At 56.2% G+C, this 23,824-nt stretch carries 17 protein-coding genes; 12 read left to right on the top strand and 5 right to left on the bottom strand.

Features of this window, described 5'->3' with window-relative positions; translation table 11 throughout:
* The first annotated feature begins 2 nt into the window (after positions 1–2).
* Both ABD796_RS12795 and ABD796_RS12790 read left to right on the top strand, forming a co-directional pair.
* A complete protein-coding gene (locus tag ABD796_RS12795; RefSeq protein WP_344908346.1) occupies positions 3–5,885 on the top strand; it encodes a carbohydrate binding domain-containing protein in 5,883 nt (1,960 codons plus the stop codon).
* A gap of 221 nt (positions 5,886–6,106) precedes the next feature.
* Complete coding sequence (locus ABD796_RS12790; RefSeq protein ID WP_344908947.1) at positions 6,107–6,583, top strand: 8-oxo-dGTP diphosphatase; 477 nt, start codon at positions 6,107–6,109, stop codon at positions 6,581–6,583.
* Between the two features lie 143 nt (positions 6,584–6,726).
* Here ABD796_RS12790 and ABD796_RS12785 read toward each other — a convergent pair whose 3' ends face one another.
* A complete protein-coding gene (locus ABD796_RS12785) occupies positions 6,727–7,212 on the bottom strand; it encodes a hypothetical protein (protein WP_344908343.1) in 486 nt (161 codons plus the stop codon).
* Positions 7,213–7,507: 295 nt separating this feature from the next.
* On the opposite strand from ABD796_RS12785, the gene ABD796_RS12780 reads away from it, so the two are divergent.
* Positions 7,508–9,985, top strand: coding sequence for an NHL repeat-containing protein (locus ABD796_RS12780; RefSeq protein ID WP_344908340.1), 2,478 nt, complete (start codon positions 7,508–7,510; stop codon positions 9,983–9,985).
* Between the two features lie 57 nt (positions 9,986–10,042).
* Here ABD796_RS12780 and ABD796_RS12775 read toward each other — a convergent pair whose 3' ends face one another.
* A complete protein-coding gene (locus ABD796_RS12775) occupies positions 10,043–10,693 on the bottom strand; it encodes a TetR/AcrR family transcriptional regulator (RefSeq protein ID WP_344908337.1) in 651 nt (216 codons plus the stop codon).
* Positions 10,694–10,961: 268 nt separating this feature from the next.
* Here ABD796_RS12775 and ABD796_RS12770 point away from each other — a divergent pair, with 268 nt between their 5' ends.
* The gene (locus ABD796_RS12770; RefSeq protein WP_344908334.1) at positions 10,962–11,615 is read left to right on the top strand and encodes a helix-turn-helix transcriptional regulator; all 654 of its coding nucleotides are present in this window, start codon (positions 10,962–10,964) and stop codon (positions 11,613–11,615) included.
* An 86-nt stretch (positions 11,616–11,701) separates the two neighbouring features.
* Here ABD796_RS12770 and ABD796_RS12765 read toward each other — a convergent pair whose 3' ends face one another.
* A complete protein-coding gene (locus tag ABD796_RS12765; RefSeq protein ID WP_344908332.1) occupies positions 11,702–12,349 on the bottom strand; it encodes a pyridoxamine 5'-phosphate oxidase family protein in 648 nt (215 codons plus the stop codon).
* A gap of 127 nt (positions 12,350–12,476) precedes the next feature.
* Between ABD796_RS12765 and pdxR (ABD796_RS12760) the strand changes: the two genes are divergently transcribed.
* On the top strand, positions 12,477–13,958 hold the full coding sequence (gene pdxR, locus ABD796_RS12760) for a MocR-like pyridoxine biosynthesis transcription factor PdxR (protein ID WP_344908329.1): 1,482 nt from the start codon (positions 12,477–12,479) through the stop codon (positions 13,956–13,958).
* Positions 13,959–13,970: 12 nt separating this feature from the next.
* On the opposite strand, the gene ABD796_RS12755 is transcribed toward pdxR (ABD796_RS12760), so the two are convergent.
* The gene (locus ABD796_RS12755) at positions 13,971–14,600 is read right to left on the bottom strand and encodes an FMN-binding negative transcriptional regulator (RefSeq protein ID WP_344908326.1); all 630 of its coding nucleotides are present in this window, start codon (positions 14,598–14,600) and stop codon (positions 13,971–13,973) included.
* Positions 14,601–15,106: 506 nt separating this feature from the next.
* On the opposite strand from ABD796_RS12755, the gene ABD796_RS12750 reads away from it, so the two are divergent.
* From ABD796_RS12750 to cyoD, 4 genes are read left to right on the top strand one after another with little or no spacing between them, the layout of a single operon-like run.
* Positions 15,107–16,114 (top strand): COX aromatic rich motif-containing protein, encoded by a 1,008-nt coding sequence (locus ABD796_RS12750; protein WP_344908323.1) that lies wholly within the window; start codon positions 15,107–15,109, stop codon positions 16,112–16,114.
* Between the two features lie 21 nt (positions 16,115–16,135).
* A complete protein-coding gene (locus tag ABD796_RS12745) occupies positions 16,136–18,118 on the top strand; it encodes a cbb3-type cytochrome c oxidase subunit I (protein ID WP_344908320.1) in 1,983 nt (660 codons plus the stop codon).
* A gap of 1 nt (position 18,119) precedes the next feature.
* A complete protein-coding gene (gene cyoC, locus ABD796_RS12740; RefSeq protein WP_344908318.1) occupies positions 18,120–18,755 on the top strand; it encodes a cytochrome o ubiquinol oxidase subunit III in 636 nt (211 codons plus the stop codon).
* Between the two features lie 2 nt (positions 18,756–18,757).
* Entirely contained in the window at positions 18,758–19,084 is a 327-nt protein-coding gene (gene cyoD, locus ABD796_RS12735; RefSeq protein ID WP_344908315.1) for a cytochrome o ubiquinol oxidase subunit IV, read from the top strand.
* A 45-nt stretch (positions 19,085–19,129) separates the two neighbouring features.
* Here cyoD and pdxR (ABD796_RS12730) read toward each other — a convergent pair whose 3' ends face one another.
* Positions 19,130–20,593, bottom strand: coding sequence for a MocR-like pyridoxine biosynthesis transcription factor PdxR (gene pdxR / locus ABD796_RS12730; protein WP_344908312.1), 1,464 nt, complete (start codon positions 20,591–20,593; stop codon positions 19,130–19,132).
* A gap of 384 nt (positions 20,594–20,977) precedes the next feature.
* Here pdxR (ABD796_RS12730) and ABD796_RS12725 point away from each other — a divergent pair, with 384 nt between their 5' ends.
* From ABD796_RS12725 to ABD796_RS12715, 3 genes are read left to right on the top strand one after another with little or no spacing between them, the layout of a single operon-like run.
* Positions 20,978–21,637, top strand: a complete 660-nt coding sequence (locus ABD796_RS12725) for a response regulator transcription factor (RefSeq protein ID WP_344908309.1) — start codon at positions 20,978–20,980, stop codon at positions 21,635–21,637.
* Positions 21,638–23,077 carry a sensor histidine kinase gene (locus ABD796_RS12720; protein WP_344908306.1) on the top strand — a complete coding sequence of 480 codons (1,440 nt, stop codon included), beginning with the start codon at positions 21,638–21,640 and terminating at the stop codon, positions 23,075–23,077.
* Positions 23,074–23,814, top strand: coding sequence for a hypothetical protein (locus tag ABD796_RS12715; RefSeq protein WP_344908303.1), 741 nt, complete (start codon positions 23,074–23,076; stop codon positions 23,812–23,814). Before ABD796_RS12720 ends, ABD796_RS12715 begins: the two co-directional genes overlap by 4 nt.
* Positions 23,815–23,824: the final 10 nt, after the last annotated feature.

Here is a 23,824-nt window from a genome sequence, read left to right as displayed (position 1 = left end):
TGATGAGCAAACGAATGAGGAGTTGCATCGCAATCGTACTGGCAGCGCTGCTTCTGCTGAATATCGCTCCTTCTTTGGCAAAAACTTCTTACGCGCTGCCTCTCGTGAACAATTACGAAACCGCGCTGTTGAACGGCGGCTTTGAGGAGGTCACGGGAAACATGCCCGATCATTGGACTTATGTGAACGGAGCGGAATTGTCGACCGAAAAGGCGCATAGCGGGACTTACAGCGTGAAGCTGAACGATCCGAGCCCCGTACTCAGCGCCGCTGTGCGCAGCAACAAGATAGCGGTCGTGCCCGGCCAAAGATACGACACAAGCGTGTTCTCGTACAACGTTCAGGGCATCTCCGAGCTGTATCTCGAGTTCTGGGATGCCAACAACAACTACAAGCAAATCCTCACCGGCGCGAACCGAACGTTGAACCAGTGGAGCAAAATCGCGGTAAGCGGGGTAGCTCCGGAAGGGACGGCCTACGCCACGCTGCGGTTTTATTTGCACGGAGCGAACGTCGGCTCCGCTTATTTCGACGATGCGGTAGTGGAGCATTGGGTGGCTCCAGTGCCCGGGCTGTTGAATGGCGGCTTCGAGGAAATAACGGCAAACATGCCCGATCATTGGACCTTTTTGAACGGAGCGGAATTATCGACCGAAAGGGCGCGTAGCGGGACTCACAGTGTGAAGCTGAACGATCCGAGCGATGTACTCAGTGCCGCTGCGCGCAGCAACAAGATAGCGGTCGTGCCCGGCCAAAGATACGACACAAGCGTATTCTCGTACAACGTTCAGGGCATCTCCGAGCTGTATCTCGAGTTCTGGGATTCGAACGACAACTACAAGCAAATTCTTACCGGCGCGAACCGAACCTTGAACCAGTGGAGCAAAATTGCGGTGAGCGGGGTAGCTCCGGCTGGGACTGCCTATGCCACGCTGCGGTTTTATTTGAACGGAGCGAACGTCGGCTCCGCTTACTTCGATGACGCGGCAGTGGAGCTATGGGAGGCTCCGGAGCCCGGGCTGTTGAACGGCGGATTTGAGGAGATTACGGCAAACATGCCTAATCATTGGACCTATGTCGACGGAGCGGAATTATCGACGGAAAAGGCGCGTAGCGGGACTTACAGCGTGAAGCTGAACGATCCGAGCGACGCACTCAGCGCCGCTGTGCGGAGCAACAAGATAGCGGTCGTGCCCGGCCAGAAATATGAGGCAAGCGTGTTCTCGTACAACGTTCAGGGCATTTCCGAGCTGTATCTCGAGTTCTGGGACGGCAACAAAAACTACAAGCAAATCCTCACCGGCGCGAACCGAACCTTGAATCAGTGGAGCAAGATCACAGTGAGCGGGGTAGTCCCGGAAGGGACGGCCTATGCCACGCTGCGGCTTTATTTGAACGGAGCGAACGTCGGCTCCGCTTATTTCGACGACGCGGCTTTCAAGGTGGTTGTGCCTCTCCTTGAACCGAGCGCGAACTTGAATAACGGCGGCTTCGAGCTGAGCGTTCAAGGAAAACCGAGGTATTGGAGCGAAGTGGACGGAACGATTATCCACACTTCGGAACGGGTGCGGGGCGGAGGGAGCAGCGTCAAGATCGCGTATGCCGGTACAGGCGCTTCTCCCGGATTGCGCAGTCATAAGCTTCCCGTCGTACCGGGACAAACCTATGAAGCCTCTGTCTATTCCTATGCGACGCAGGGTAAATCGGCTCTATACGAGGAGTATTGGGATGCTGAGGGTGTCCTGATTACCTCCATTGCGACAAAGGGGAATACCTTTAATCAATGGGAGCAACTTACCGTGAGTCATGCTGCGCCGGGGAATGCCGCTTTTGCGACCTTGCGGCTAGCGATGGATTCGGGGCAGGCGGGTACCGCCTTTTTCGATGACGCCGCGTTCTTGTATGCAGGAGCGGCGACGAATGCCAAGACGAGAGCGACTTTTTACACGCCGGCCAAAGTGGCAGCCGCCAGACTGAATGTGCAGACGTACAACTGGGCGAAGACTTTGCGTAATGACGCGGTCGCCAAAGCCGACCTATACTTGTCCAAGGGGCTGGATTTCTTATGGGCGGCTGTCCCTGCGCAGACGCTTCCCCGCAGCTATGGCGTCAATCAGACGCTCGGCAGCCCGATCACCGGCAAGGAGATCGACAAGTTCGGCAACTATCCTTACCAAGCGAATCCGCTGAATGCGCCATGGAAAATCGTCGATCCGAGCAGCGGCTATACATTCCCGACGAACGACTTCGGCGCGTATTACCGAAGCGGGCTCGACGAACACGCGATATTCCGTCCGGAGCTGGCCGATCGCAGTCTGCTAGTCAATACGTTGTATCCGCAGAAGGGACCGACGTGGGGAGTCGATGACGGGTTTGGCTGGATCGACGACAACGGAAAACGCTACACGTTTATCGCTTATTACGTCCATTGGTTCGAATGGTATGCCAGTGGGCTGATTCATGACGGGCTTCGCTCGTTGCGCGACGCGTACTTATATACGGGGGACATCCGATATGCGCGCGCCGGAACGGTGCTGCTGGACCGGGTAGCCGATATTTATCCGGAAATGGATACCATGCTGCATGACCAGACGATATTCCTCAATTCGCACGGAGGCACGGGCTTGGGGAAGGCGGTGGGATCGATTTGGGAAACGGATTTGGTCAAAGACTTAATTACGGCGTACGACGCTTTCTTCCCGGCCATGGACGACCCCGAGCTTGTTCAATTCCTCGATGCCAAGGCCGTTCAGTACAAGTTGACCAACGGCAAGGGCAGCGGCGCGGCCATCCGGCGCAACATCGAGAACGGGATCGTGAAGCAAGTGTTTCCTGCTGTGAAGGCCGCGCAGATTCGGGGCAACGACGGAATGCATCAGAGTGCGCTGGCAGTGGCCGCCGTCGTATACGATACGCTTCCCGCTACGAAGGAATGGCTGGATTTCACCTTCCAAACGGGAGAGTTTGAGCGAAATCCGTACAAAGTCACCGGCGGGAACCTATTAAATACGCTCATGGGCACCATTAACCGCGATGGTAGCGGAAATGAAGCGTCCCCGGAGTATAACGACTATTGGCTGTCTACTTTTCAAATGACGGCTAACGTTTTGAAAGGATACGACTTGTATCCGGCAGCGGATTTATACCAAAACGTCAAGTTTCGCAAAATGTTCGCGGGAACGTATCCGCTCGTGCTCAGCGAAAAGTATACGGCCAATATCGGCGATACCTTGTTTACGGGCAATCCCGGGATCTTGCCGAAAATGGCGGACATGGTCAGGGCGTTCGATGAATTCGGCGAGCCGATCTATGCCCAACTGGCTTACTTCTTGAATAACAATCAAGTGGACGGCATTCACAAGGATGTCTTCTCGGCGAATCCGAATGAAATTGCCGATTCGATCCGGAATGTGATCTCGCAGTTTGGTCCATTGAATTTGAAGAGCGACAACTTGACGGGGTACGGATTCTCTGCTCTGCGCGACGGGATCAGCGCGAACCGCAGTTTCGGTCTGCCGTACGCGTTCCCGCCCATGGAAATAGCGAGCCAGAATACGGAAGTCAAACGATTCGATAGCTCCGGTACGCTCCAATTGGAAGCGGCGAACATCGGCGCCCGGATTACATTCAACTTCAACGTGCTGAATGCGGATGATTACGAAATCGATTTATTGCCGTTCAGAGCCCCAAGCTACGGCATCTACCGGGTCTCGATCGATGGCGAACCGATAACGGATATGGACTTCTTCGGTAGTCGCACGGACGACTATGAGAGGATAGGGCGCAAGCAGCTATCTGCGGGAACGCATCAAATCAGCTTTGAAGGGATCGGGAAACATCCATCGTCCAGCAACTTCAAAATGGGAATACGCAGCTTTAATCTGCTGAATGAAGAAGCGCGCTTACTCCGCGACAACAGCGGCACCCCAGAGGACACACTGCGCGATACGTGGATGTATTACGGCATCAATTACGGCCACGGACATAGCGATACGTTGAATTTGGGCCTGCATGCATTCAAGCTTGATCTGTCGCCGGACCTCGGCTATCCCGAGTTCGCGGACGTGACCGACATGCATCGGGCACAATGGGTCATGAATACGATCAGTCACAATACCGTCATGGTCGACAAGAAGAAGCAGGCGGCGCAGCTGGTAGCCAATCCGCAGCATTTCGACGATAGCGGGATGGTGAAGCTGATCGATGTGGAAGCGCCGAAGGTGTACCCGCAGACGGAGCTTTACAAACGGACAACCGCCATGATCAAGATCGATGATGCCAACTCCTACACCGTAGACTTCTTCCGGGTCAAGGGCGGCAACGATCACTATTTCAGCTTCCACGGAGCGGAAGGGGTCGCCCAGGCGTCCGGCCTGAGTCTGGTCGTTCAGCCGACGGGAACATATGCGGGACCCGACGTTGCATACGGGCAGCGGGTCGACGACATCGAAGGGGCCGGGTATAGGGGGAGCGGGTTTCATTACTTGAAAAATGTTTCGCGCGATACGAATCCCGGCGACCAATTCAGCATCGATTGGAAAGTAGTCGATACATGGAAAGTGCTGCCCACGCCAGCCGATATTCATCTGCGCCTAACGATGCTTACTTCCGTTAACGATGTGGCGCTGGCCGACGGCGTTCCGCCGCAGAACAAGCCGGGCAATCCGAAGTCGTTGCGCTATCTCATTGCCCATCGCAGCGGCACGAATCTGGATAGCTTGTTCACATCCGTGATCGAGCCGTACCAGACGAACCGTAAGATCGACACGATCCAACCCGCTGTGGTCAAAACGGGCGGTTCGGTCGCGAGCGGAAACAAGGTAAAAGCGGTGAAGGTGACGTTGGCGAACGGAAGAACGGATTATATTGTCAATGCGCTTAACCCGGAAATTACCTATACCGTGGATGACAAATTCAAATTCAAGGGATTTATGGGCGTGTATTCGGAACAGAACGGGATACCGGTATACCAATACGTACATGACGGCTCGTTCATCGTTCCCATCGATGCTGTCGCGGGTAGCGTACCGGGGGCTCTGCAAGGCACGGTTGTCGATTTTACGAAAGTACCGTCCTTGCATAACGAAATTACCGTGCAGCTGTCTGCGCCCGGGATGAATACGGCCGGTTGGGTGGGAAGAACGATTGTCATCGCCAACGACGGCGTTCGCAATGCCGCCTACCGGATCAAAGGGGCGACCGACATCGGGAACGGCAAGTACCGGCTCGATTTGGGCGATATAACGCTTATCCGTTCGTTCGTCGATGCCTACGATTTCAGCAAAGGGTATGTATACGATATTGCGGAAGGCGCAAGCTTCCGGGTCCCGTTGACCCATATCGAGTACCCTCTGACAACCGTTGCTTCGGTGGCGGGCGAACAGGGGCAAGGGGGCTGGTATACCGGCCCGGCGACGGTTGCCTTGCAAGTTTACGGAAGTCCCGGTTCCGTGACGTCCACTGTCTACAGCTTAAACGGAGGATCGAGCTGGGCGGGATACACAGCGCCTATCGTACTGAACGATAGCGGCCTGCATGTGCTGCAATACCGCTCGACGGAAGGCGGCAAGGTCGAGCCGACGAAGATGATCACGGTCAACATCGACAGAACGCCGCCTACGTTCGTGCTGTTGGCGAACGGTGCGCCACTGGCCGCGGAATCCGCAATGGGCCATACTCAAACGGTTGCACTGACCTTACATGCGGAAGACGCTGTATCCGGTGTCGCCCAGCAATCGATCCTTGTGGATGGCGTTCCTTATACGTCTGGGACAACAATCGATTGGTCGGGTCATATCGGCAGCCATACTGTGGTTGTCAGTGTGGCGGATCAGGCAGGCAATCGGAAGGAAGCCGCCTACGTCATCCATGTAACGGGCAGTTAAGCTGCCGTCCATTCCCTTGCCCGGAGTGGGATAGAAGTGGCTAAGGTGCATTACCAAAATGAAGGGTATGAATCATGTCCGACAGGCGGCCGAGGCTGCCTGTTTTTTTTGTAAAAAGGGTTCTGGAGTCGACAGCACGAATACCCCTATATAAAGGTACGGTAACGAGAAGAAGCGGAGATGATCCAGTGTCTACAGCAATCACCCACAAATTGTACACGATGTGCATGGTGCAGGACGGCGGCAAGGTGCTATTGATAAACAGACCGGACAAACGGGGCTTTCCGGGATATATCGCACCGGGGGGGAAAGTCGATTTTCCGGAAAGCATCGTCGACGGAGCGATTCGCGAAGTGAGGGAAGAGACCGGATTGACCGTAACCGATCTGGTTTATAAAGGGCTGGACGAGTTTTGCGAGCCGGATCAAGGGCTTCGCTATATGGTGTTTAATTATTTGGCTACTTCGTTCGAGGGAGAGCTGCTGATCAACCCGCCGGAAGGGGAACTGCTCTGGGTAGACATCGAACAAGCTTTGCAGCTGCCGATGCAGGATTGGTTTAAGGAGAGGTTTCCGCTCTTTTTCGAGCCGGGTACGTTCGAGCGAAGCTTTGTATGGAAAGAGAAGGGCGACGAAACGGTCGGACAGACGATTCGCCATTATCCGGCGGGGAGCGCTCTGTCATTGGATAAGACCTGAGTCAAACGCGGCGTATAGCCAGCGGGCTCCCGGCACAACGGAAACGGCAGAGATGCCGTTTTTTTAATTCTCCTAAATAGAACGGAGCAAAGGAAAAAGCCTTGCCGGCGAGCTTTGGCAAGGCGCTTTGTATTCCGATAGAGTCAATCGACCAGCGCAACAAATTGTTGCGGATCGGAGCGTATATAGAGACTGATTCGTTCGATACTGTCGTTCATCGCATCTGCAAACGATTGGAACAGCGGGGAGAGAACCGACTGAACAGTCCCGGCATGATGGGGGACGGCCGTGCTGCGGTGTTCTGTCGCCAGCCGTTCGATTTCTTCAAGCAGCCGCAAAAGCGCAGTCTCGTCAAAGAAGCGTACACCGCCGAGAATACCGGTCCAATAACCGGGTTGCTCGAGCAAATACGCCATCCATGCGCCAAATTCCTCCGGCGAATGAGCGGCGGGATAAAGAAGCCGGAACATGCACAAAGCCTGTTGTTCCTTGTTCAGCCGGGACATCACCTCCAGCTTTACCGACATGTCGCCGCTGCGAAACTGGACAATCATCGGCTCGGTGCATGCCGCAATGAGCTCTTGACCGGTCAATGCCGCGAATTGCTGTCTTTTCATCTGCACTATCATAAACCAAAATCACTCTCCTCCTAAACCATTTTATTTTTGATTGAGAAATAAGTCAATACAAAATCCGCTTGGAAAATAACCAGCCCGTTGTTAACCCTGCGGGTGCGTGAGGAACCTGTCTACGGATGGTGGTGGAACTGTCTACCATTTGATAAGAAATGACCTGCTATGGGGGAGTTCGCCCGCTACAATTTGGGGTAACGGGGCTGATCACATTTGAGAGAAGGAGGCTATTCGGTCTTAGGCAAGTTATTAGCGATAGCTCTTTACTATCCATAACGAGGAGGAATACGGTATGACGTTGAAACGATGGCTCAGTATGCTGCTCACGCTGATCGTGCTCATCCCGCTACTGCCGACAACAGCCGGGGCAGCGGATCTGCTCATTCCGAACTACAGCTTCGAATCGGGGCTGACGTCCTGGACCCAAAACTTCGGAACCGGCGGCATTACCGTCTCGACCGAACAAGCCCATACAGGCAGCAATAGCGTCAAAATCGTCGATACGTTAAACAACAGCCAATTCGGTATCCAGAGCGCTTACATTCCCGCCACCGCCGGCAAAAGCTATTATGCGTACGCCTGGCAGTATATCGTCAGCGGCAGCGCCGATCTGTATCTCCGCTTCTACAACAGCTCCTATACGCTGCTGTCCACCTCGTTCCTGTCGAAGAGCTCGCCGACGAATCAGTGGGCGCCGATCAAGACGGGAGGCGTCGCCCCTGCCGGAACGGCGTACGTAGCGGTGCTGCTCTACTCGAACTCGCCGAATGTCGGGACCGCTTATTGGGACGATGTCATGGTGACGGCAGATCTGACCACGGTCGGGCCAGTCCTGAGCGCGGCCGCCATGCGCAGCGCCACACTAGGCAAGGATGCGAGCGGGAAACCGGCCTTTTACATCGGGCTGAACGGGGCGAGCGGCATCGATGCCAAGATGGTGGAGGTGAACGTCAATACGGGCGCGATCCAAAAACAGATGTCGATGCCCGGGGCGACCTATGCGCATTCCGCCGCAACGACGATCGACAACAAAATTTATATGGGTACGTATCCGAACGGGTACTTATTCCAATACACGCCAGGAGCGGCTAGTCCGGTCAATCTCGGCAAGGCGATCTCCGACGCGACCTATGTCTTGGCTTTGACGCCCGGAAGCACAGCGGGCAAGGTGTACGGCGGGACGTATCCAAAATCGGGCGTATTCAAATACGAGACGAGTCCCGGCTTCTACACCTTCGCCCCCCATCCGTTCTTCGCGGGCTCGGAGTACACATACTCCATCGCTTATGATAGTCCAAACAACGTCCTCTATGCTGGAACCGGCGGCATCACTGCCCAGATCACCCGGCTGGAAAATTCGAGCGGGCAGCGAAACGATAACCTGATTCCTGCGTCCGTCGTCGGAACCGACACGGCCGTCGACAAGCTCAGTTACTCCGGGGGCAAAGTATTCGGGCGGCTCATTCCTTCAAACCGCGAGGTGGTGCTGGATGTGACGGACAATCCGAATGGCACGGTGACGACCGTTGTCGATGCCGTGTTCCCGATCACGTCCTATGGGGTGTCGCCGGAATTGAACGGCAAAGTGTACTATTCGTCAGGCGGGTTGAAGACGTACGATATCGCCACGAAAACGACGGCGGCCGCGTTGAATCCGGACAACACCCCTTATTTGATGCCGACCAATGGCTATGCCTGGGGAATCGCGACCTTGGACGATACGGTGAATTTTCCCGGCCAGTCGATCGTCGGGGTCGGCCACGCCTCGGGGAGCATCATGCTGTTCAAGTACAACCCTACTACCCGCAAGAGCAGCACGACGCTTTTGACGGGCATCACCGGCGTGCCGACGGACATCAGCACCGTCGGTACGGGGCCGGACGGAAAAATCTACGCGGGCGGCTTCCTGTCCGGCAACATGGGCGTCTACAACCCGATGCGCAGCGATCAGAACACGATGCTGTACGGGATTAGCCAACTGGAGGGCATGGTTGCCCAAGGGGACAGCCTGTACTTGGGCGGCTATCCGAATGCGAACATTTACAAGTTCAAGCCGAGCGCGGGATGGGGCAGCTTGACTCGTCTGCTGAGCTTGGGCGAGTCCGATCTCCAGGAGCGCCCGTATGGCATGGCCCAAGGAGACGGCAAAATCTTCATCGGGACGGTAGCCGGGTCCGGGCAGCTGGAAGGGGCGTTGACCGTCTACAATACGGTTACGGATACGGCGCAGGTATACTACAACATCGTGCCGAATCAGAGTGTCGTATCCGTGACGTATCTCAATGGCTACGTATACGCCGGCTCCACGATAGGCGGGGGGAAGAACACGACGCCGACCGCGACGGAAGCGAAGCTGGTGAAGCTGAATGTCGCGACGGGCGCGTATACGACTTACACGATGCCGGTGTCCTCGCAAGGGATCACTGCGCTCACGGTCGGGCCGGACAATAAGATTTGGGGTTTGTCCGAAGGGTATCTGTTCGTATTCAATCCGGCCACGAATACGGTAGAGTATCATGTGCAGAAGTTCACGGACGTAAGCTACACGACGAGCAGTCAGATCACGCGAGACGGATCTCTCGTGATGGGGACCGCGGGCAGCAACAAAATGTTCGGTACGATCAAAAACCATTTCTTCAGCATCGACACGACGACGAAGACGGTGACGACGCATTATACCGGCACGGGGGCGGTCAACAGCGCGGCCGCGGACAGCTATGGCAACATCTACTTCAGCAGCGGCAACACGTTGTTCCGCTGGGCGTATTGAGCGGCTGAAGTCATACGGAAGGCCCGTGACGTTATGTCGCGGGCCTTTGTTGAGGGTTCAGATACGAAACAAAGATAAGGACGATTCGACCACCTGATCCAGCGCCTTGTTTAACTGACGGCGGACCTCGGCTTCCTCCGTTTGCTGCGCCGCCAGCTCTTGCTGCAATTGATCGAGGTAGTTCATCCCCTGGGACACGGAGCCCCAAAACTGCATGGCCATCAGATGGGGATCTCCCTGTGGGATCGTCCCTTGGGCAATGCCTTTCTCGATCGCTTGGGTTATTTGCTGCATAAACTGCTTCACCCATTCGAACGGCGAATATTGCTCCGGCGCGTACAGGTGATGCAAATCCAGACCGATTCGGATATAAAACCGCGAGATCGCGGGATTGTCCAGCACCCGCTCGCAGATCGACCTGGCATAGCTGCGGAACAGATCGAATACCGAGCCTTCTTGCCGGAAATGCGTTTCCGTGTGGCTTTTGGACTGTTCCATCATAAAATGGTAAAGCTCTCGAAACAGAGCTTTTTTATTTTTGAAATAATAATAGACCAGCCCGTGCGCAAGACCGGCCTGGTCGGCGATCTGTCCCATATCGGAGGCGGCGTAGCCTTGATCGACGTACACGCGGATAGCCGCCTGTAATATTTCCTGTTTCCGCTGGTTGCGAATTTCTTCGTTCTGCTCTCGGGTACGAGGGGACATGGTCGGATTCACCTTTGGACTATACGTTTAGTGGCAATTATAGAGAATCCGAATCCGGTTTGTCAACCGGCGCAGGCATCGTCGGTTTTTGCGCCGTCAGGCTGCAACGGCTGCGACGGCCTTTCGGACGGACAGCCGTTTCTGCGCGGATAACGGCAGGAAGGAGGTTGAACATAATGTTTACCTAAGCAAAAATAGTTGTATATATACAAAATATTTTCAATCGTGTACACTTGATTTGAAAGGCTGATACGAGGAGGGGAAATCCATGAACGCGCGAACGGACGAGGCACGGCAGCCGTCGACCAGACGGGACATCTTGATTCTGCTTAAAATAAACGGGCTTCTGACCGTACAGGACATGGCCGACCGGCTGGGATTGACGGGAATGGCCGTTCGCCGGCATTTGCTCGCTTTGCAAAAAGAACGGTACGTCCGGCTCAAATTCGAACGGCGGAAGGCGCGAAAACCGGTGGCGGTCTACCGGCTGTCCGATGCGGCGGAGGAGCTGTTTCCGAACCAGTACGACGGTCTCACGTTAGAGCTGCTGGACAGCATCCGCGATACGTTCGGCGAGACGTTTCTGGATGAGCTGTTCGCCAAGAGAACCGAGAAGCTGAGAAACGAGTTCCGGTCGGTGCAGACGGGCTGCCGGCTGGAAGAACGGCTGACCGCTCTCGCGCGCATCCAGGACGATCTCGGGTATATGGTCAAGCTGGAGAAGGCGGGAAAGGGCATCTATATACTGGAGGAAGCAAACTGTCCGGTATCGCGGGTTGCAAGCCGATACCGTCAAGTGTGCCAGTGCGAGCTGGAATTATTTGCCGAGTTGCTCGATGCGGATGTGAAGCGTATGGAATGCATGGCAGACGGAGGAGCGGCATGCCGCTATCTGGTTTGCGAAAAGCGCGTCAACGCCTAAAACGCCTATGTACGCCAGAGCAACTTGTCCGAATCGGACCGTCTCTGTCGGGCATAGGCGTTTGGATGAACGTGCGCGATTATTCGTTATTCCCCGTCGTGCGGTGCGACAGCGCCGCTTTTACGATGATGCGGGCAGAGCGCTTCCATCATCGCCACCGTTTCCGCGTCCAGTCCTTCGTTCCGTTGCAGCAGTTGTCCGGCTAGTTGTTCGAAGCCTTCTTCCTTCAAATTTTGCCCGAATTTGTATTTGGCCGACAGCTCGCTTACGCTGATGCGGACGACGGAGGTGCTTTTGAGCTGACCGGTATAGTCCGGGTCGGCTGGATCGATCGGAGCATAGCCTCCCTGTGGCTGAAGCTTGCGCATAAAGGCGGCCAGCCCTTCCGCTTTTTCTTCAAGGTCCGATAACAGCTCGGCGTGACCCTTAATCATCACCGATTTGAAGAAAGCGGTCGCCGGGCAGGCCAGCTTCGGGTCCTTGAAGTAGGAAGGAATGATGGCGTATTCCTTGGCGACGACGAATGTCGCCCTTTGATCGGCCTTCAAGTTTTTCATCTTGCGGCCGGCCAGACTGCCGTGAAAATAAAGATGGCTGTTGTGATAAACGAAATTCAGCGGGGTCAGCTCCGGCCAGCCATCCTCGTTGATCGTTCCCAGCACCCCGAAGCTCATTTCCTGCAAAAAATGTTCGGTTTCCTCTTTATCCATCATGTCGAATTCTTTTCTCCGCATGGAACGAGCCCTCCTCTGTATCGTTAACGTTTCCCGATGAGTCTCAGCTTACTGCATTTATTGACAATTCAAAAGATCCAATTTAGATTATTTTTATTGGACCATTTGAAAGGAGGCGGGGGACAGCATGCAATTCCACATTCCCTATCACCTGTATACGGACAGTTATCCGACCAAACGCCTTGCGCTTTACCATGCTCTCCGCGATTGCATCGTTTCCGGGATGCTGGGGGTGGACACGAAACTGCCGTCGAGCCGGGAATTGGCGACGCTGTACGGCATGTCGCGCGGGACCGTGAGCCAGGTGTACGATATGCTGGCGTCCGAAGGCTACATGACCAGTGGAGTGGGCCGCGGCACGTTTGTTGCCTATCGACCTCCCGAGGAGAAGCCGGATGAGCGTTCTGGCCAAGGAGCGTATGTCTACTCGGACTGGGGCAGTCGGCTGCAAGCGCTGAACGACGGAAGGGCGGAAGCAGGGGCGGCGGATAAGGATGCCGGGGCGAAGCGGGGTGTAGACTTTCGGGCAGCAGGTCCCGATCCCGAATCGTTTCCCGACGCGGAATGGAACCGCTGCCTGTTTGCACAGACGAGGCTATTGGCCGAGGCGCGACCGCGCCGCGTCCGCACATCCGTCTTGGGGGACGAAGCGCTCCGGGAATGCTTGGCGCAATATTTGCGGCGCGTCCGGGGGATCGCCGCCGATGCCCGGCACATTGCGGTCTTTAGCGGCTCCATGCAGGCGATCGCTTTGACGGCGCAGCTTTTTATCGACCCGGGCGACCGAGTCGTCATCGAGAATCCGTGCTACACGGGGGCCGCGGACGCCTTTCAGGCAGCGGGCGGCGTTTGCGTCCCCGCTCCGGTTGACGACCAGGGGATTATACCGGAGCCGTGGAAAGCGAAGCTGCTGTTTGTCACGCCCAACCGCCAGTTTCCGACCGGGGCGGTATTGCCCTTGGAGCGTAGACAGCGGCTTCTGGCGTGGGCCTCCGCCAACCAGTCGCTTATTGTGGAGGACGACTACGACAGCGAATTCCGTCACCGCGGCAAATCGCTGGAGCCGTTGAAGGTTTTGGACCGCGAAGGCCGCGTCCTCTACATGGGCAGCTTCAGCAATACGCTGCTTCCTCATGTTCGGATCGGCTATGCCGTACTGCCGGAACCGCTCATCCCGCTGTTTGCCAAAGCGAAGGCGCTGTTCGATCCGCGGCCCTGCAACTTGCTGGAGCAGCGCACGCTGGCGGCCTGGATGCAGAGCGGGGATTACGAGCGCAATCTGCGCCGGATGAAGCGGGTGTACGGCAGGAAGTTCAGGCAGCTGCGCGAGCTGTTCAGCTCGCTGCTTTCTCCTTGGTTTACATGGATCGAAGGGGATGCCGGGTTAAGCGTATTCGGTTGGTGGAATGGCGCGCCGGAACAGTACGTCCGGTTTCGTTCGGCGTGCAGGGAAGCGGGGATACACTGGTCCGATACGTCCGTCCGGGAATCGGACGCTGTCCCGGTCCGATATGGTGCGTTTTTTTATTTTCCCCACCTGACGGAGGAAGCGATGACAGAGGGCGTTCGCACAATGGAGAGGATCGGAAAAGCGCTTGGGGCGCTTTGAGCCTTTTCCCAACTAGCCGTCGTTTGTCTCATCCAACCGTTCTTGCATCAGCTTGGCGATAAGACGGGAGTTGTCGTCGCTTCGCTGCCCCAGCGCGGCAATCGCGCCCCTCCGGGCTTCGAGCGGGTAGTCCTGATGAAGCTTCCAGGCGCCCTCGATCTGCGTCGCTTCTATGGAAAACCCCACAATATGCTTGGCGAGCCGTTGAACATAGGCAGGGTCTACATTGGTCAAGCTCCACGGCTTTTGTTGAGAAGACTCGTAGTAATCGATCGTGTCCTCCAGCAGCTTCAATACTTCTTCGGGATCGGCCAAGATGGAGCACCGCCCGTATACGTGCGCCGACTGGTAATTCCAGGTAGGCACTTCGGGTATTGCATCTCCGTACCACGTAGGGGAAATATACGCATGGGGTCCGGAAAACACGACAAGCGCTTCGCCATCGAGCTCCTGCGATTGCGGATTGGCCCTTGCCAGATGCCCGTACAAGCGGATCGAATCGCCCTCTTGCTTGACCAGAAAAGGCAGGGGGGTGGCTGCAGAACGGGCGGAGTGGGTAATTAGCAGTCCAAAGCTGTTGCGACGGATAAAATCCAGCGTGATTTCCATGTCGTTCATTTGGTACGGTTTCGGCACATACATCGTCTTGCCGCACACTCCTTTGCCCGGTAGTCGAAAGCGGAGAAAACAGGATTGATTTCGACATGCGGCTCCGTAATCCTGCTTCGTCTAGAGCAGCAAAGCGAGGCGGCTGCCGGTATCTCGCAGCCCTAATAAAAACTCTTCGGCCAAGTGTCGAAGAGTTTGTTGGCGTGCAGAAACGCCGTCCTTCTATATAAGTTGAACGAAAGAACTTCTTTGAACTCCTACCGCTAGAAGGTTTATTCCTTAAAAGGGGTTCAAAACAACATGTTTGAAGCGGCAAGGCCATCCTTTTCGGAATGCAACGGGCTTCCTCCGATTCCCCCTAGGAAGCCTCTTAAAACGCGCCGCTTTGGAGTCCCCGCTTGCGGCGATTTTGTTGCAAATTGTTGAACATGGCGGGTTGCAGGTCGGCGTTCAGCGGCTGGTGACATGGTTAGGGTTCTCCTATAAAGTGAGGTTGATTCAAGCCGATAGGCAAATCCAAATCGACAGGAGCTGAGACGATGAAGGGAAGCCAAGCTTTCAAGCGACTGGCGGCCGCATTGATGCCGTTCGTCCTGCTGGTCGCCGCCGGCTGCACGAAATCGATGGTCGTACTGGACCCGAAGGGGCCGATTGCCGAGCAGCAGCGCGATTTGATGACGGTATCGCTCGTACTGTGCGGTATTGTCGTCGTGCCGGTTCTGATTTTGACCGCGATCATCGTCTGGCGTTACCGGGACCGGGAAGGCAGGAAGGCGGCCTACACGCCCCGCTGGGAGCACAGCACACGATTGGAGGCGATTTGGTGGGGCATCCCGATCGCCATTATTTTGACGCTGGCCATCATTACGGTAAAAGGCACGTACAAGCTGGAGCCGTCGCGGCCGCTGGAATCGCCGCATAAGCCGTTAACCGTTCAGGTGACCTCGCTCAACTGGAAATGGCTGTTCCAGTATCCGGAGCAGGGGATCGCCACCGTCAATGAGCTGAAAATTCCTCAGGGGGTCCCGGTCCGGTTCGAGATTACCGCCGACTCGCCGATGAATTCGTTCTGGATTCCGCAGCTTGGGGGGCAAATGTACGCGATGTCGGGCATGGCTATGACGCTGTATTTGCAAGCGGACGAAATCGGCACGTACTGGGGCTCCGGCGCCAATTTTACCGGCACCCATTTCGCGGATATGTACTTCGATGTGGAGTCGATGAGCGGCGACGCTTTCGACCGCTGGGTCGCCGGGATTAAGGAGCGGTCGCCGGCGCTGACGGACGACGGATACAAGAGGCTTGTCGAGCCGTCCAAGTCGCCGGTGCAGACGTTCTCTTCGTTCCCGGACAAGCTGTTCGAGCGGACCGTGACCCAGTACGGGGCGTCCCACGGCGGCCACGGCCAAGCGGCGGCGGAGGAGCACGGGCATGGAAAGCCAGCGCCTTCGACCGGGTCACCGCCGGGTGAAGCTCCGGCCGGTGGTCGCAAGCCGGCGGAGTCGCATCATAGCCAACCCGACGGTCATGCGTCGACGGGCCATTAACCGGAACAGGAGGAGTTGCGCATGTGGGACAAAGTGAAAAGCTTTGCTTCCGATTTTTTTGTAACGGGAGACCCGCTCATTTACGGAGCGGACGTCGCCATCGGGCTGACGCTGATCGCCGTCGTGGCGGGACTGACGTATTTCAGGAAATGGGGCTGGCTGTGGCGCGAATGGCTAACCACCGTCGATCATAAGCGGATCGGCATCATGTACATTTTGGCGGCGTTCCTGATGCTGTTCCGCGGCGGGGTGGACGCGCTGCTGATGCGGACGCAGCTGGCGATGCCGGAGCTCGGATTTTTGGCGCCGGATCATTACAACCAGATCTTTACGACCCATGGCGTTATTATGATTTTGTTTATGGCGATGCCGTTTATGTTCGGTTTGTTTAACGTGATGGTTCCGCTGCAGATTGGGGCGCGGGACGTGGCATTTCCGTTCCTGAACGCGCTCAGCTTCTGGCTGTTTTTCTCGGGCGCGATGCTGTTCAATGTGTCGTTCGTCATCGGCGGCTCGCCGGATGCCGGGTGGCTTGCGTATCCGCCTTATTCAGAGCTGATGTACAATCCGGGCGTAGGCCAGGATTTCTACATTTGGGGCATTCAGATTTCCGGGATCGGCAGCTTGATGACCGGGATCAACTTTATCGTGACCATTCTGAAGATGCGCGCGCCGGGAATGAAGCTGATGAAAATGCCGATGTTTCCGTGGTCGGTACTGTCCAGCTGCATTGCGATCATCTTTTCGTTCCCGATTTTGACCGCGACGCTGGCGCTGCTGTTCCTCGATCGATATGCGGGCGCTCATTTCTTCACGCTGGACGGCGGCGGCAATCCGATGATGTACATCAACCTGATCTGGATGTGGGGCCACCCTGAGGTCTATATTATCGTACTGCCGGCCTTCGGCATATTCTCGGAGATCGTATCGACCTTTTCCAAGAAGAAGCTGTTCGGCTACAAATCGATGGTCTACGCGATGATGATCATCAGTATCTTATCGTTTCTCGTATGGGCGCATCACTTTTTTACGATGGGATCGGGGGCAGACGTCAACGCCTTCTTCGCCCTCACGACGATGCTCATCGCCATTCCGACGGGAGTCAAAGTGTTCAACTGGCTGTTTACGATGTTTCGGGGCCGCATTACGTTCGAGACGCCGATGCTGTGGACGATCGCGTTCATTCCGTGCTTCGTCACGGGCGGCTTGACCGGCGTGCTGCTGTCGGTGGCTCCGGCCGACTTTCAGTTCCATAACAGCTATTTTCTGATCGCGCATTTCCACCATGTCATTATAGGCGGGGTCGTGTTCGGCTATTTCGCGGGCTTGTATTATTGGTGGCCGAAGCTGTTCGGCTTCAAGCTGAACGAGCGTATCGGCAAATGGGCGTTCTGGTTTTGGAATATCGGCTTCTATTTGTGCTTCATGCCGCAATATGCGCTCGGCTTGATGGGTATGACCCGGCGTATAGTCTCTTACGGCTGGGACAAAGGCTGGTGGGAGATGAATCTGGTGTCCACGATCGGAGCCGTGCTGATGGGCATCGCCTTCCTGTTCCAGGTATGGCAAATCTCGCATAGCGTCAAGCATCGCCACGCCAATCAAGACACGACCGGGGACCCGTGGAACGGAAGAACGCTGGAATGGTCGATCCCGTCCCCGGCTCCGCTTTACAACTTCGCGGTGCTGCCTCATGTCGCCCACCAGGACGACTGGTGGGAGCGGAAGCAGCTGCGCGAGCAGGGGATAGTCGTTCCGGAGGCGCCGCGAAAGCTGGAGCCAATTCATATGCCGAGAAATTCGGGCATTCCGATCCTTATGTCGGCTTGCTGGTTTATCGCCGGTTTCGGCTTCGTGTTTCACTGGACGTGGTTTGTGGTCGCGGGCTTGACCGGCGTTGCCGTATGCATGCTGGCCCACTCGTTCAACGACGATACCGACTACTACATTCCGGTCGAAGAAATCGAACGTACGGAAGCGGAGAAAGGCAGGGTGACGCTATAACATGGCTCAAGCTCGCATCGCCCGCATAGGGGAACCGGCGCACCCGACCGGCCCGCAGACGGAACACCACGAGCATCCCGATCTGGAAGGGATGCGCACGTTCGGTTTTTGGATCTATCTGATGACTGACGTCATCTTATTCGGCACTTTTTTTGCGGCCTATATCGTGCTGAAGGGCAATACGAATGGAGGTCCGGGACCGGCGGAGCTGTTCGAGCTGAACGGTATTATCGCCAGCACCGTCATCCTGTTGACGAGCAGCTATACGTGCGGACTGGCCGTGCTGGCCATGCACAAAGGCAACACGCGTGCGCTGATCGGCTGGCTCGGAGCGACTGCTCTTCTGGGCGCGGGCTTCCTCGGTCTGGAGATCAACGAGTTCGTTCATCTCGTGCACGAAGGGGCGACCATCGGAACAAGCGCGTTTTTATCGGCGTTTTATACGCTGGTCGGCACCCACGGCTTGCACGTAGCCGTCGGCCTTGTCTGGATGATCGGGTTGATCGTTCAATTGGCCCGTAAAGGATTGACGCCCGCAAGGAGAAGAAAAGTGAACGTCATCAGCCTGTTTTGGCATTTCCTGGACGTGGTGTGGATATTCGTCTTAACGGTTGTTTATTTGATGGGGGTGAGCTAGGGATGGCATATTCGGATTCGTCCCATTCGTCCGAGGAAGCGCACGGCTCGTTCCGGTCGTACACGATCGGCTTTGTTTACTCGCTCGTCTTGACGGGCATCTCGGTCGCGATCGTGCTGGGCGGCTGGCTGGAAGGAACGGCGAACGCGCTTGCGCTGATGGCCGCCGCCGTTCTGCAGCTATTCGTTCAGCTGGTATTTTTCATGCATTTGCGCGAGGAAAAGCGGCCGCGCTACAATTTGGCCGCGCTGCTGCTCGGCCTGGTCATCCTACTCGTCATTGTGGCCGGATCGATGTGGATCATGATGTATAACCAGGTGGCGACCTGAAACAGCAACAACCGCGGAGGCATAGGCACTCCGCGGTTGTTCTTTTTATTCGGTGCTGTTGCGGACGGACGATTCTCCGGTAAGCTCCCGCAGTGCTTCCGCAAACTTCGCAATCCCTTCCCCGATCCGGTCGGCCGGCGCTCTGGCGAATGTAAACCGGACGAAGCCGGAGTCCGAGCCATATACGCTGCCGGGCACGAACACGACGCCTCGGCGGATCGCGCCTTCCAGCAGCTTGCCGTCGTGGACTTCGGGCTCCAGCTTGCACCACAAATGCAAGCCCCCTTGCGGGATCGTAAAGCGCACCAGGCCGGGGAGCTCCTTGCGCAGCGCTTCGATCACCAAGTCCCGTTTGAACTGCAATTGCATCCGCAGCCGGTCGAGGTGAGGCTGAAAATCGGGCGATTTCAGAAATTGCGCGGCTACCTGCTGCGGGATGACGCTTAGGCCGAAATCCATCTGCTGCCGGGCATCGGCAAGCCTTTCCACGATGGAATGCGGGGCGACCATCCAGCCGATCCGCAGGCCGGAGGCGGCGATTTTGGACAAGGACCCGATATATAGGACAGATCCGACCGCGTCCATCGCCTTGAGTGGAGAAGGAGGCGCTCCGTCGTAAGCGGTCAGACTGAACGGGTCGTCCTCCACGATCGGCAGCCCCAGCTCGCTGGCCACGTCAAGCAGCTGCCGGCGCCGCTCCATATCGAGTACCGTTCCCGTCGGGTTCTGGAAATTCGGGTTCATGAACACCATCTTGATACGGTGCTTTTTGTACAGCGAGCGAATATCTTCGGGACGGGCGCCATGCCGGTCCACGGGAAGTCGGAACAAGCGGAGTCCAGCCGATTGGAACATAGGCAGCGAGTAGCAATAAGACGGATCTTCTATGGCAACCGCATCCCCCGGCGACAATAAGCATTGCGTTACCAAATACAGCGATTGCTGGGAGCCGGATGTAATCAGAATAGACGATTCCGTCGCCTGAATGCCGCGGTATTGCTGCAAATACGCGACCAACGCTTGGCGGAGCGGACTATAGCCTTGCGGGTTGTCGTAGCCGAGATAGGACGTGTACCGATGCCGGCTCATTAACGCCGTAATTTCCTCGATCGGGGCCAAGTCGGCGGAGAGCTCCCCGCTGGCGAAGTCGACCAGCCCCGGATTTTGCGCCAGCGCTTCCCGGATTTTGCGCATGAACGGCACGTTGGGCAAGAAGCTGCCGCCTTCGGCGTATCGGCTCCAGTTTGGCGTATGTTTCGGCGTAGCTCCCCATTTGGTCATGCTTACACGGGTGCCGCTGCCGGTTCGGCTCTCCACGATTCCCATCGAGCGGAGCTCGGCGAACGCCAGGATGACGGTGCTCCGGTTTACTCCCAATTGCTCGGCCAGCTTTCGCTCCGACGGAAGCAGGCTGCCCGGCGGAAATTCGCCGTATGAAATACGCCGCTCCAGATGGTCGGCAATTTGTTCATATAGCGGTTGTTTGCTTTGGCGATCGGGCTTCCACATGACTTCATTCCCCCGGTTGTCGATAAAAAATACTGAGGTTTCTATCATACCACTGATTGTCCAAAAGGAAGACATCGTTTGCATCGCGGTGTTGACAAATGTTTATCGATTCCTTGAACATGGATGGTATATCAGGGTCCAAATTGGATGTAAAGCAGGCGCGAGCCTGTCGGCGATGTAAGCGCCCGAAACCCGCAGCCCCGGCCGGACAGCGCGATCGCGATACGTCCGGAAGCTTCGCGGTCAAGCACCCTGCTCGCCGTATGGAGCGGAGGGATGGAAACAGGCGGCGCCTTGTACAGACGGCGCTTTTTATTGTAACATGCGAATAAGTCCTGGTTGTCGACCGCCGGATTATGCGTAATAAGGAGAGCTGCCTGGAACATGCCCAAAACGATACTGATCGTGGAAGACGACATTCATATTTCCAATATTATCAAGATGAATCTCAAGCTCGTGCAGTATGAGACAGCCGTAGCATACGACGGCTTGGCCGCGCTGGACATGCTGAAGCGGGACAAGTTCGACCTCGTGCTGCTCGATGTTATGATTCCTCGTCTGGACGGCTTCGCGTTGATGGAGAAAATTAGGCCTCTCCGCATCCCGGTCATTTTTCTGACGGCCAAAAACTCGGTCTACGACAAAGTGAACGGGCTGAAGCTCGGCGCCGACGATTATATCGTCAAGCCTTTCGAAGCGATCGAGCTGCTCGCCCGGATCGAGACGGTATTGCGCCGGTACGGCAAGGACGAGCGCGTGATCGAATTGCAGGCGATCCGGGTCGATCTGGACAAGCGGGAGGTCACCGCGCACGGGAAGGCGGTCGAGCTGACCCCGAAGGAATACGAGCTGCTGGTCATGCTGCTGAAACATAAAAATATCGCCCTCTCGCGGGAACAGTTTATCGACAAAGTGTGGGGCGGCGACTATTACGGCGAGACGCGCACCGTCGATATGCATATCAAGTCGCTGCGCAAAAAGCTGGATTTGCAGGAGCAGATCAAAACGATTTACAAGGTGGGCTACCGGCTGGAGGACGGATAAATGAAGTTTTGGCATAAAATTTATCTCTTCTCGATTGTGGTGTTCGTCGTTATTTTCAATGCCGCCTCCGTCATGGTCATCGAACGGAGCCACAACAAGATGCTCTGGCAGGAGATTAACGGCGCGTTAAGCCAGAACAGGAGCATCCATGCCAGCGTCGATGCGATCGTGCCGATTTTACGCATTTACGATTCGCTCGATTACGAGAAGACGGTGCTTACGAGAATCGCCAACGAATTCGTGCAAAAAAACACCGACCAGCGCGTCTATCTCGACATTCGCGACGGACCGGAGCGGGCAATCTTCAACAATACGGACTTTCCGATGCCGGACACGCTCGGAGAGCTGTACAAGCTGGAAGCGGATGAGATCAAATACATGCTGTCGGATATCGGCCCTCGTACGGTACTGTTCACCTCGAACATTACGGATATCAACCGCAAAAGCTACGTTTTCACCTATATGGTCGATGTCACGCACGTGTATCAGGACCGTATGGATCAGTACCGTTTTTTTCTTAAAGTCGATGCGGCCGCCTGTGTCGTGTACATGGTGATCATGCTCTTCGTCAGCCGGGGACTCACGAGATCAATTGATCGGCTGAACCGGACGGCCCGGGTTATTGCCGGGGGCGGCTTCTCCGAGCGGGTGCGTCTGAGATCGAAGGACGAGATTGGCGTGCTGGCGCGCAATTTTAACGATATGGCGTCGGTCGTCGAGGACAAGATTACCGATCTGGAGCGGAACAACGAGCAGAAGCAGCGGTTTATCCAGCATTTCACCCATGAACTGAAAACGCCGCTTACGTCCATTATCGGATACGCCAACTTTTTGCGGACGACCAAATACAACGAAGAACTGTTTGTGGACGGACTGAACGTGATCCATGCGGAAGCGAAGCGGCTGGAGTCGCTTTCATTCAAGCTGATGGACTTGATTTTGCTGCAGGAGGAACGGCTCCGCATTGAAACGCATGAGCTGGCCGAGATCGTGGCCGAGATTAAGCCTGCACTGGATATGGCGGCCGCGCAGAAGCGGGTGGACATTGTCGCCGATTGCGAAGCGGGCAGCCTGGTCGCGGACAAAGATTTGATCCAAGTGTTGGTATTCAATCTGGTGGACAATGCGGTGAAGGCTTCCGCCGAAGGGCAGACCGTAACGATCCGCGTCCGCTGGCACGAGGGCCGGTGCGTGCTGCAGGTGACCGACAAGGGCAGCGGCATTGCCGAGGAGCACCGCGACAACATCTTCGAGCCGTTCTACATGGCCGACAAAGCCCGGACGAGAAGCCGCAACGGAGCCGGTCTCGGGCTCGCCATCTGTCAAAGCATCGCAAGCGCGCATCAAGCGGACATACGGGTTGCCAGTGAGGAGCATCGGGGGACGACGGTGGAAGTCGTCTTTGCTCCGGACCATTCCGAAGGAGGACATCATCGATGAACAGATGGTTGTATGGTCTGCTGGGCGCTTCGCTGCTCTTTGCTTCCGGGTGCGAAGGCTGGCTGGCCGGCGTTCCCAAAAATACGGTCATGGTCAAAAAAATCGCCGGCGAGCGTCAGCCGGAGGAAGCTTACGAGGGGATTTTGTCGCAAGACGCCGTCAAGACGCTCAGCTTGAGCGCGATCAACAAGTTTTACGATCAGCACTTGACGATGGACGGGCTGCAATTCGAGCTGAGGGCCGTCGATCAGAACAAAATCAAGGATTTGCTGGTCGAGACGAATCAGGCGAGGGCGCGTCCGCAGGGCGAGAGCGCCGAGCTCCGCTTCGACTATAAGCCGATGCTGGACCGTATTCCCGGCGGTCTCTATACGATCATCCTGACTCAGCTCAAAGCGCCGAAAGAAGTGTTCGAGGTGGTGCTGAACGCCAGGGACGGCGATGTTCTGAAGCTGTCCAGAACGGGGGCTTCGAGGCAGAGCGAGCCCGCTGTCATAGGCCGGGAGAAGGTGTTTACGCTCGCCGACCGCTTCCTCGAAGAGAAGGGAATCTACCCGTTCGCCGAGCTGGCGTTCAATCCGTCGATGACCCGCTGGGGAGTCGACGCGGAGTTGTATTATACGGACATAACCGGCCAATCGCTGAGGTACGGCGTCACGGTCAGCAACCGGAGGAACGAGGTAGTCGGTTTCAGCAAAGATGTAATGGCGCTGCTCGGCTACTATTCCAGGCTGTAGACGCGATTTT

It is taken from the genome of Paenibacillus hodogayensis, assembly GCF_039536325.1.
GTDB lineage: Bacteria > Bacillota > Bacilli > Paenibacillales > NBRC-103111 > Paenibacillus_AB > Paenibacillus_AB hodogayensis.
Note: the sequence above shows the minus strand (reverse complement) of the source record. Positions and strands in the feature narration are given on the sequence as shown.

Coding starts and splice junctions, on each gene's coding strand:
- cyoC (WP_344908318.1), top strand. CDS start 18,120: ATGGCTCAAGCTCGCATCGCCCGCATAGGGGAACCGGCGCACCCGACC.
- ABD796_RS12750 (WP_344908323.1), top strand. CDS start 15,107: ATGAAGGGAAGCCAAGCTTTCAAGCGACTGGCGGCCGCATTGATGCCG.
- ABD796_RS12720 (WP_344908306.1), top strand. CDS start 21,638: ATGAAGTTTTGGCATAAAATTTATCTCTTCTCGATTGTGGTGTTCGTC.
- ABD796_RS12725 (WP_344908309.1), top strand. CDS start 20,978: ATGCCCAAAACGATACTGATCGTGGAAGACGACATTCATATTTCCAAT.
- ABD796_RS12790 (WP_344908947.1), top strand. CDS start 6,107: ATGTGCATGGTGCAGGACGGCGGCAAGGTGCTATTGATAAACAGACCG.
- pdxR (WP_344908312.1), bottom strand. CDS start 20,593: ATGTGGAAGCCCGATCGCCAAAGCAAACAACCGCTATATGAACAAATT.
- ABD796_RS12745 (WP_344908320.1), top strand. CDS start 16,136: ATGTGGGACAAAGTGAAAAGCTTTGCTTCCGATTTTTTTGTAACGGGA.
- ABD796_RS12765 (WP_344908332.1), bottom strand. CDS start 12,349: ATGCGGAGAAAAGAATTCGACATGATGGATAAAGAGGAAACCGAACAT.
- ABD796_RS12780 (WP_344908340.1), top strand. CDS start 7,508: ATGACGTTGAAACGATGGCTCAGTATGCTGCTCACGCTGATCGTGCTC.
- ABD796_RS12755 (WP_344908326.1), bottom strand. CDS start 14,600: ATGTATGTGCCGAAACCGTACCAAATGAACGACATGGAAATCACGCTG.
- ABD796_RS12785 (WP_344908343.1), bottom strand. CDS start 7,212: ATGATAGTGCAGATGAAAAGACAGCAATTCGCGGCATTGACCGGTCAA.
- ABD796_RS12715 (WP_344908303.1), top strand. CDS start 23,074: ATGAACAGATGGTTGTATGGTCTGCTGGGCGCTTCGCTGCTCTTTGCT.
- ABD796_RS12770 (WP_344908334.1), top strand. CDS start 10,962: ATGAACGCGCGAACGGACGAGGCACGGCAGCCGTCGACCAGACGGGAC.
- pdxR (WP_344908329.1), top strand. CDS start 12,477: ATGCAATTCCACATTCCCTATCACCTGTATACGGACAGTTATCCGACC.
- cyoD (WP_344908315.1), top strand. CDS start 18,758: ATGGCATATTCGGATTCGTCCCATTCGTCCGAGGAAGCGCACGGCTCG.
- ABD796_RS12795 (WP_344908346.1), top strand. CDS start 3: ATGAGCAAACGAATGAGGAGTTGCATCGCAATCGTACTGGCAGCGCTG.
- ABD796_RS12775 (WP_344908337.1), bottom strand. CDS start 10,693: ATGTCCCCTCGTACCCGAGAGCAGAACGAAGAAATTCGCAACCAGCGG.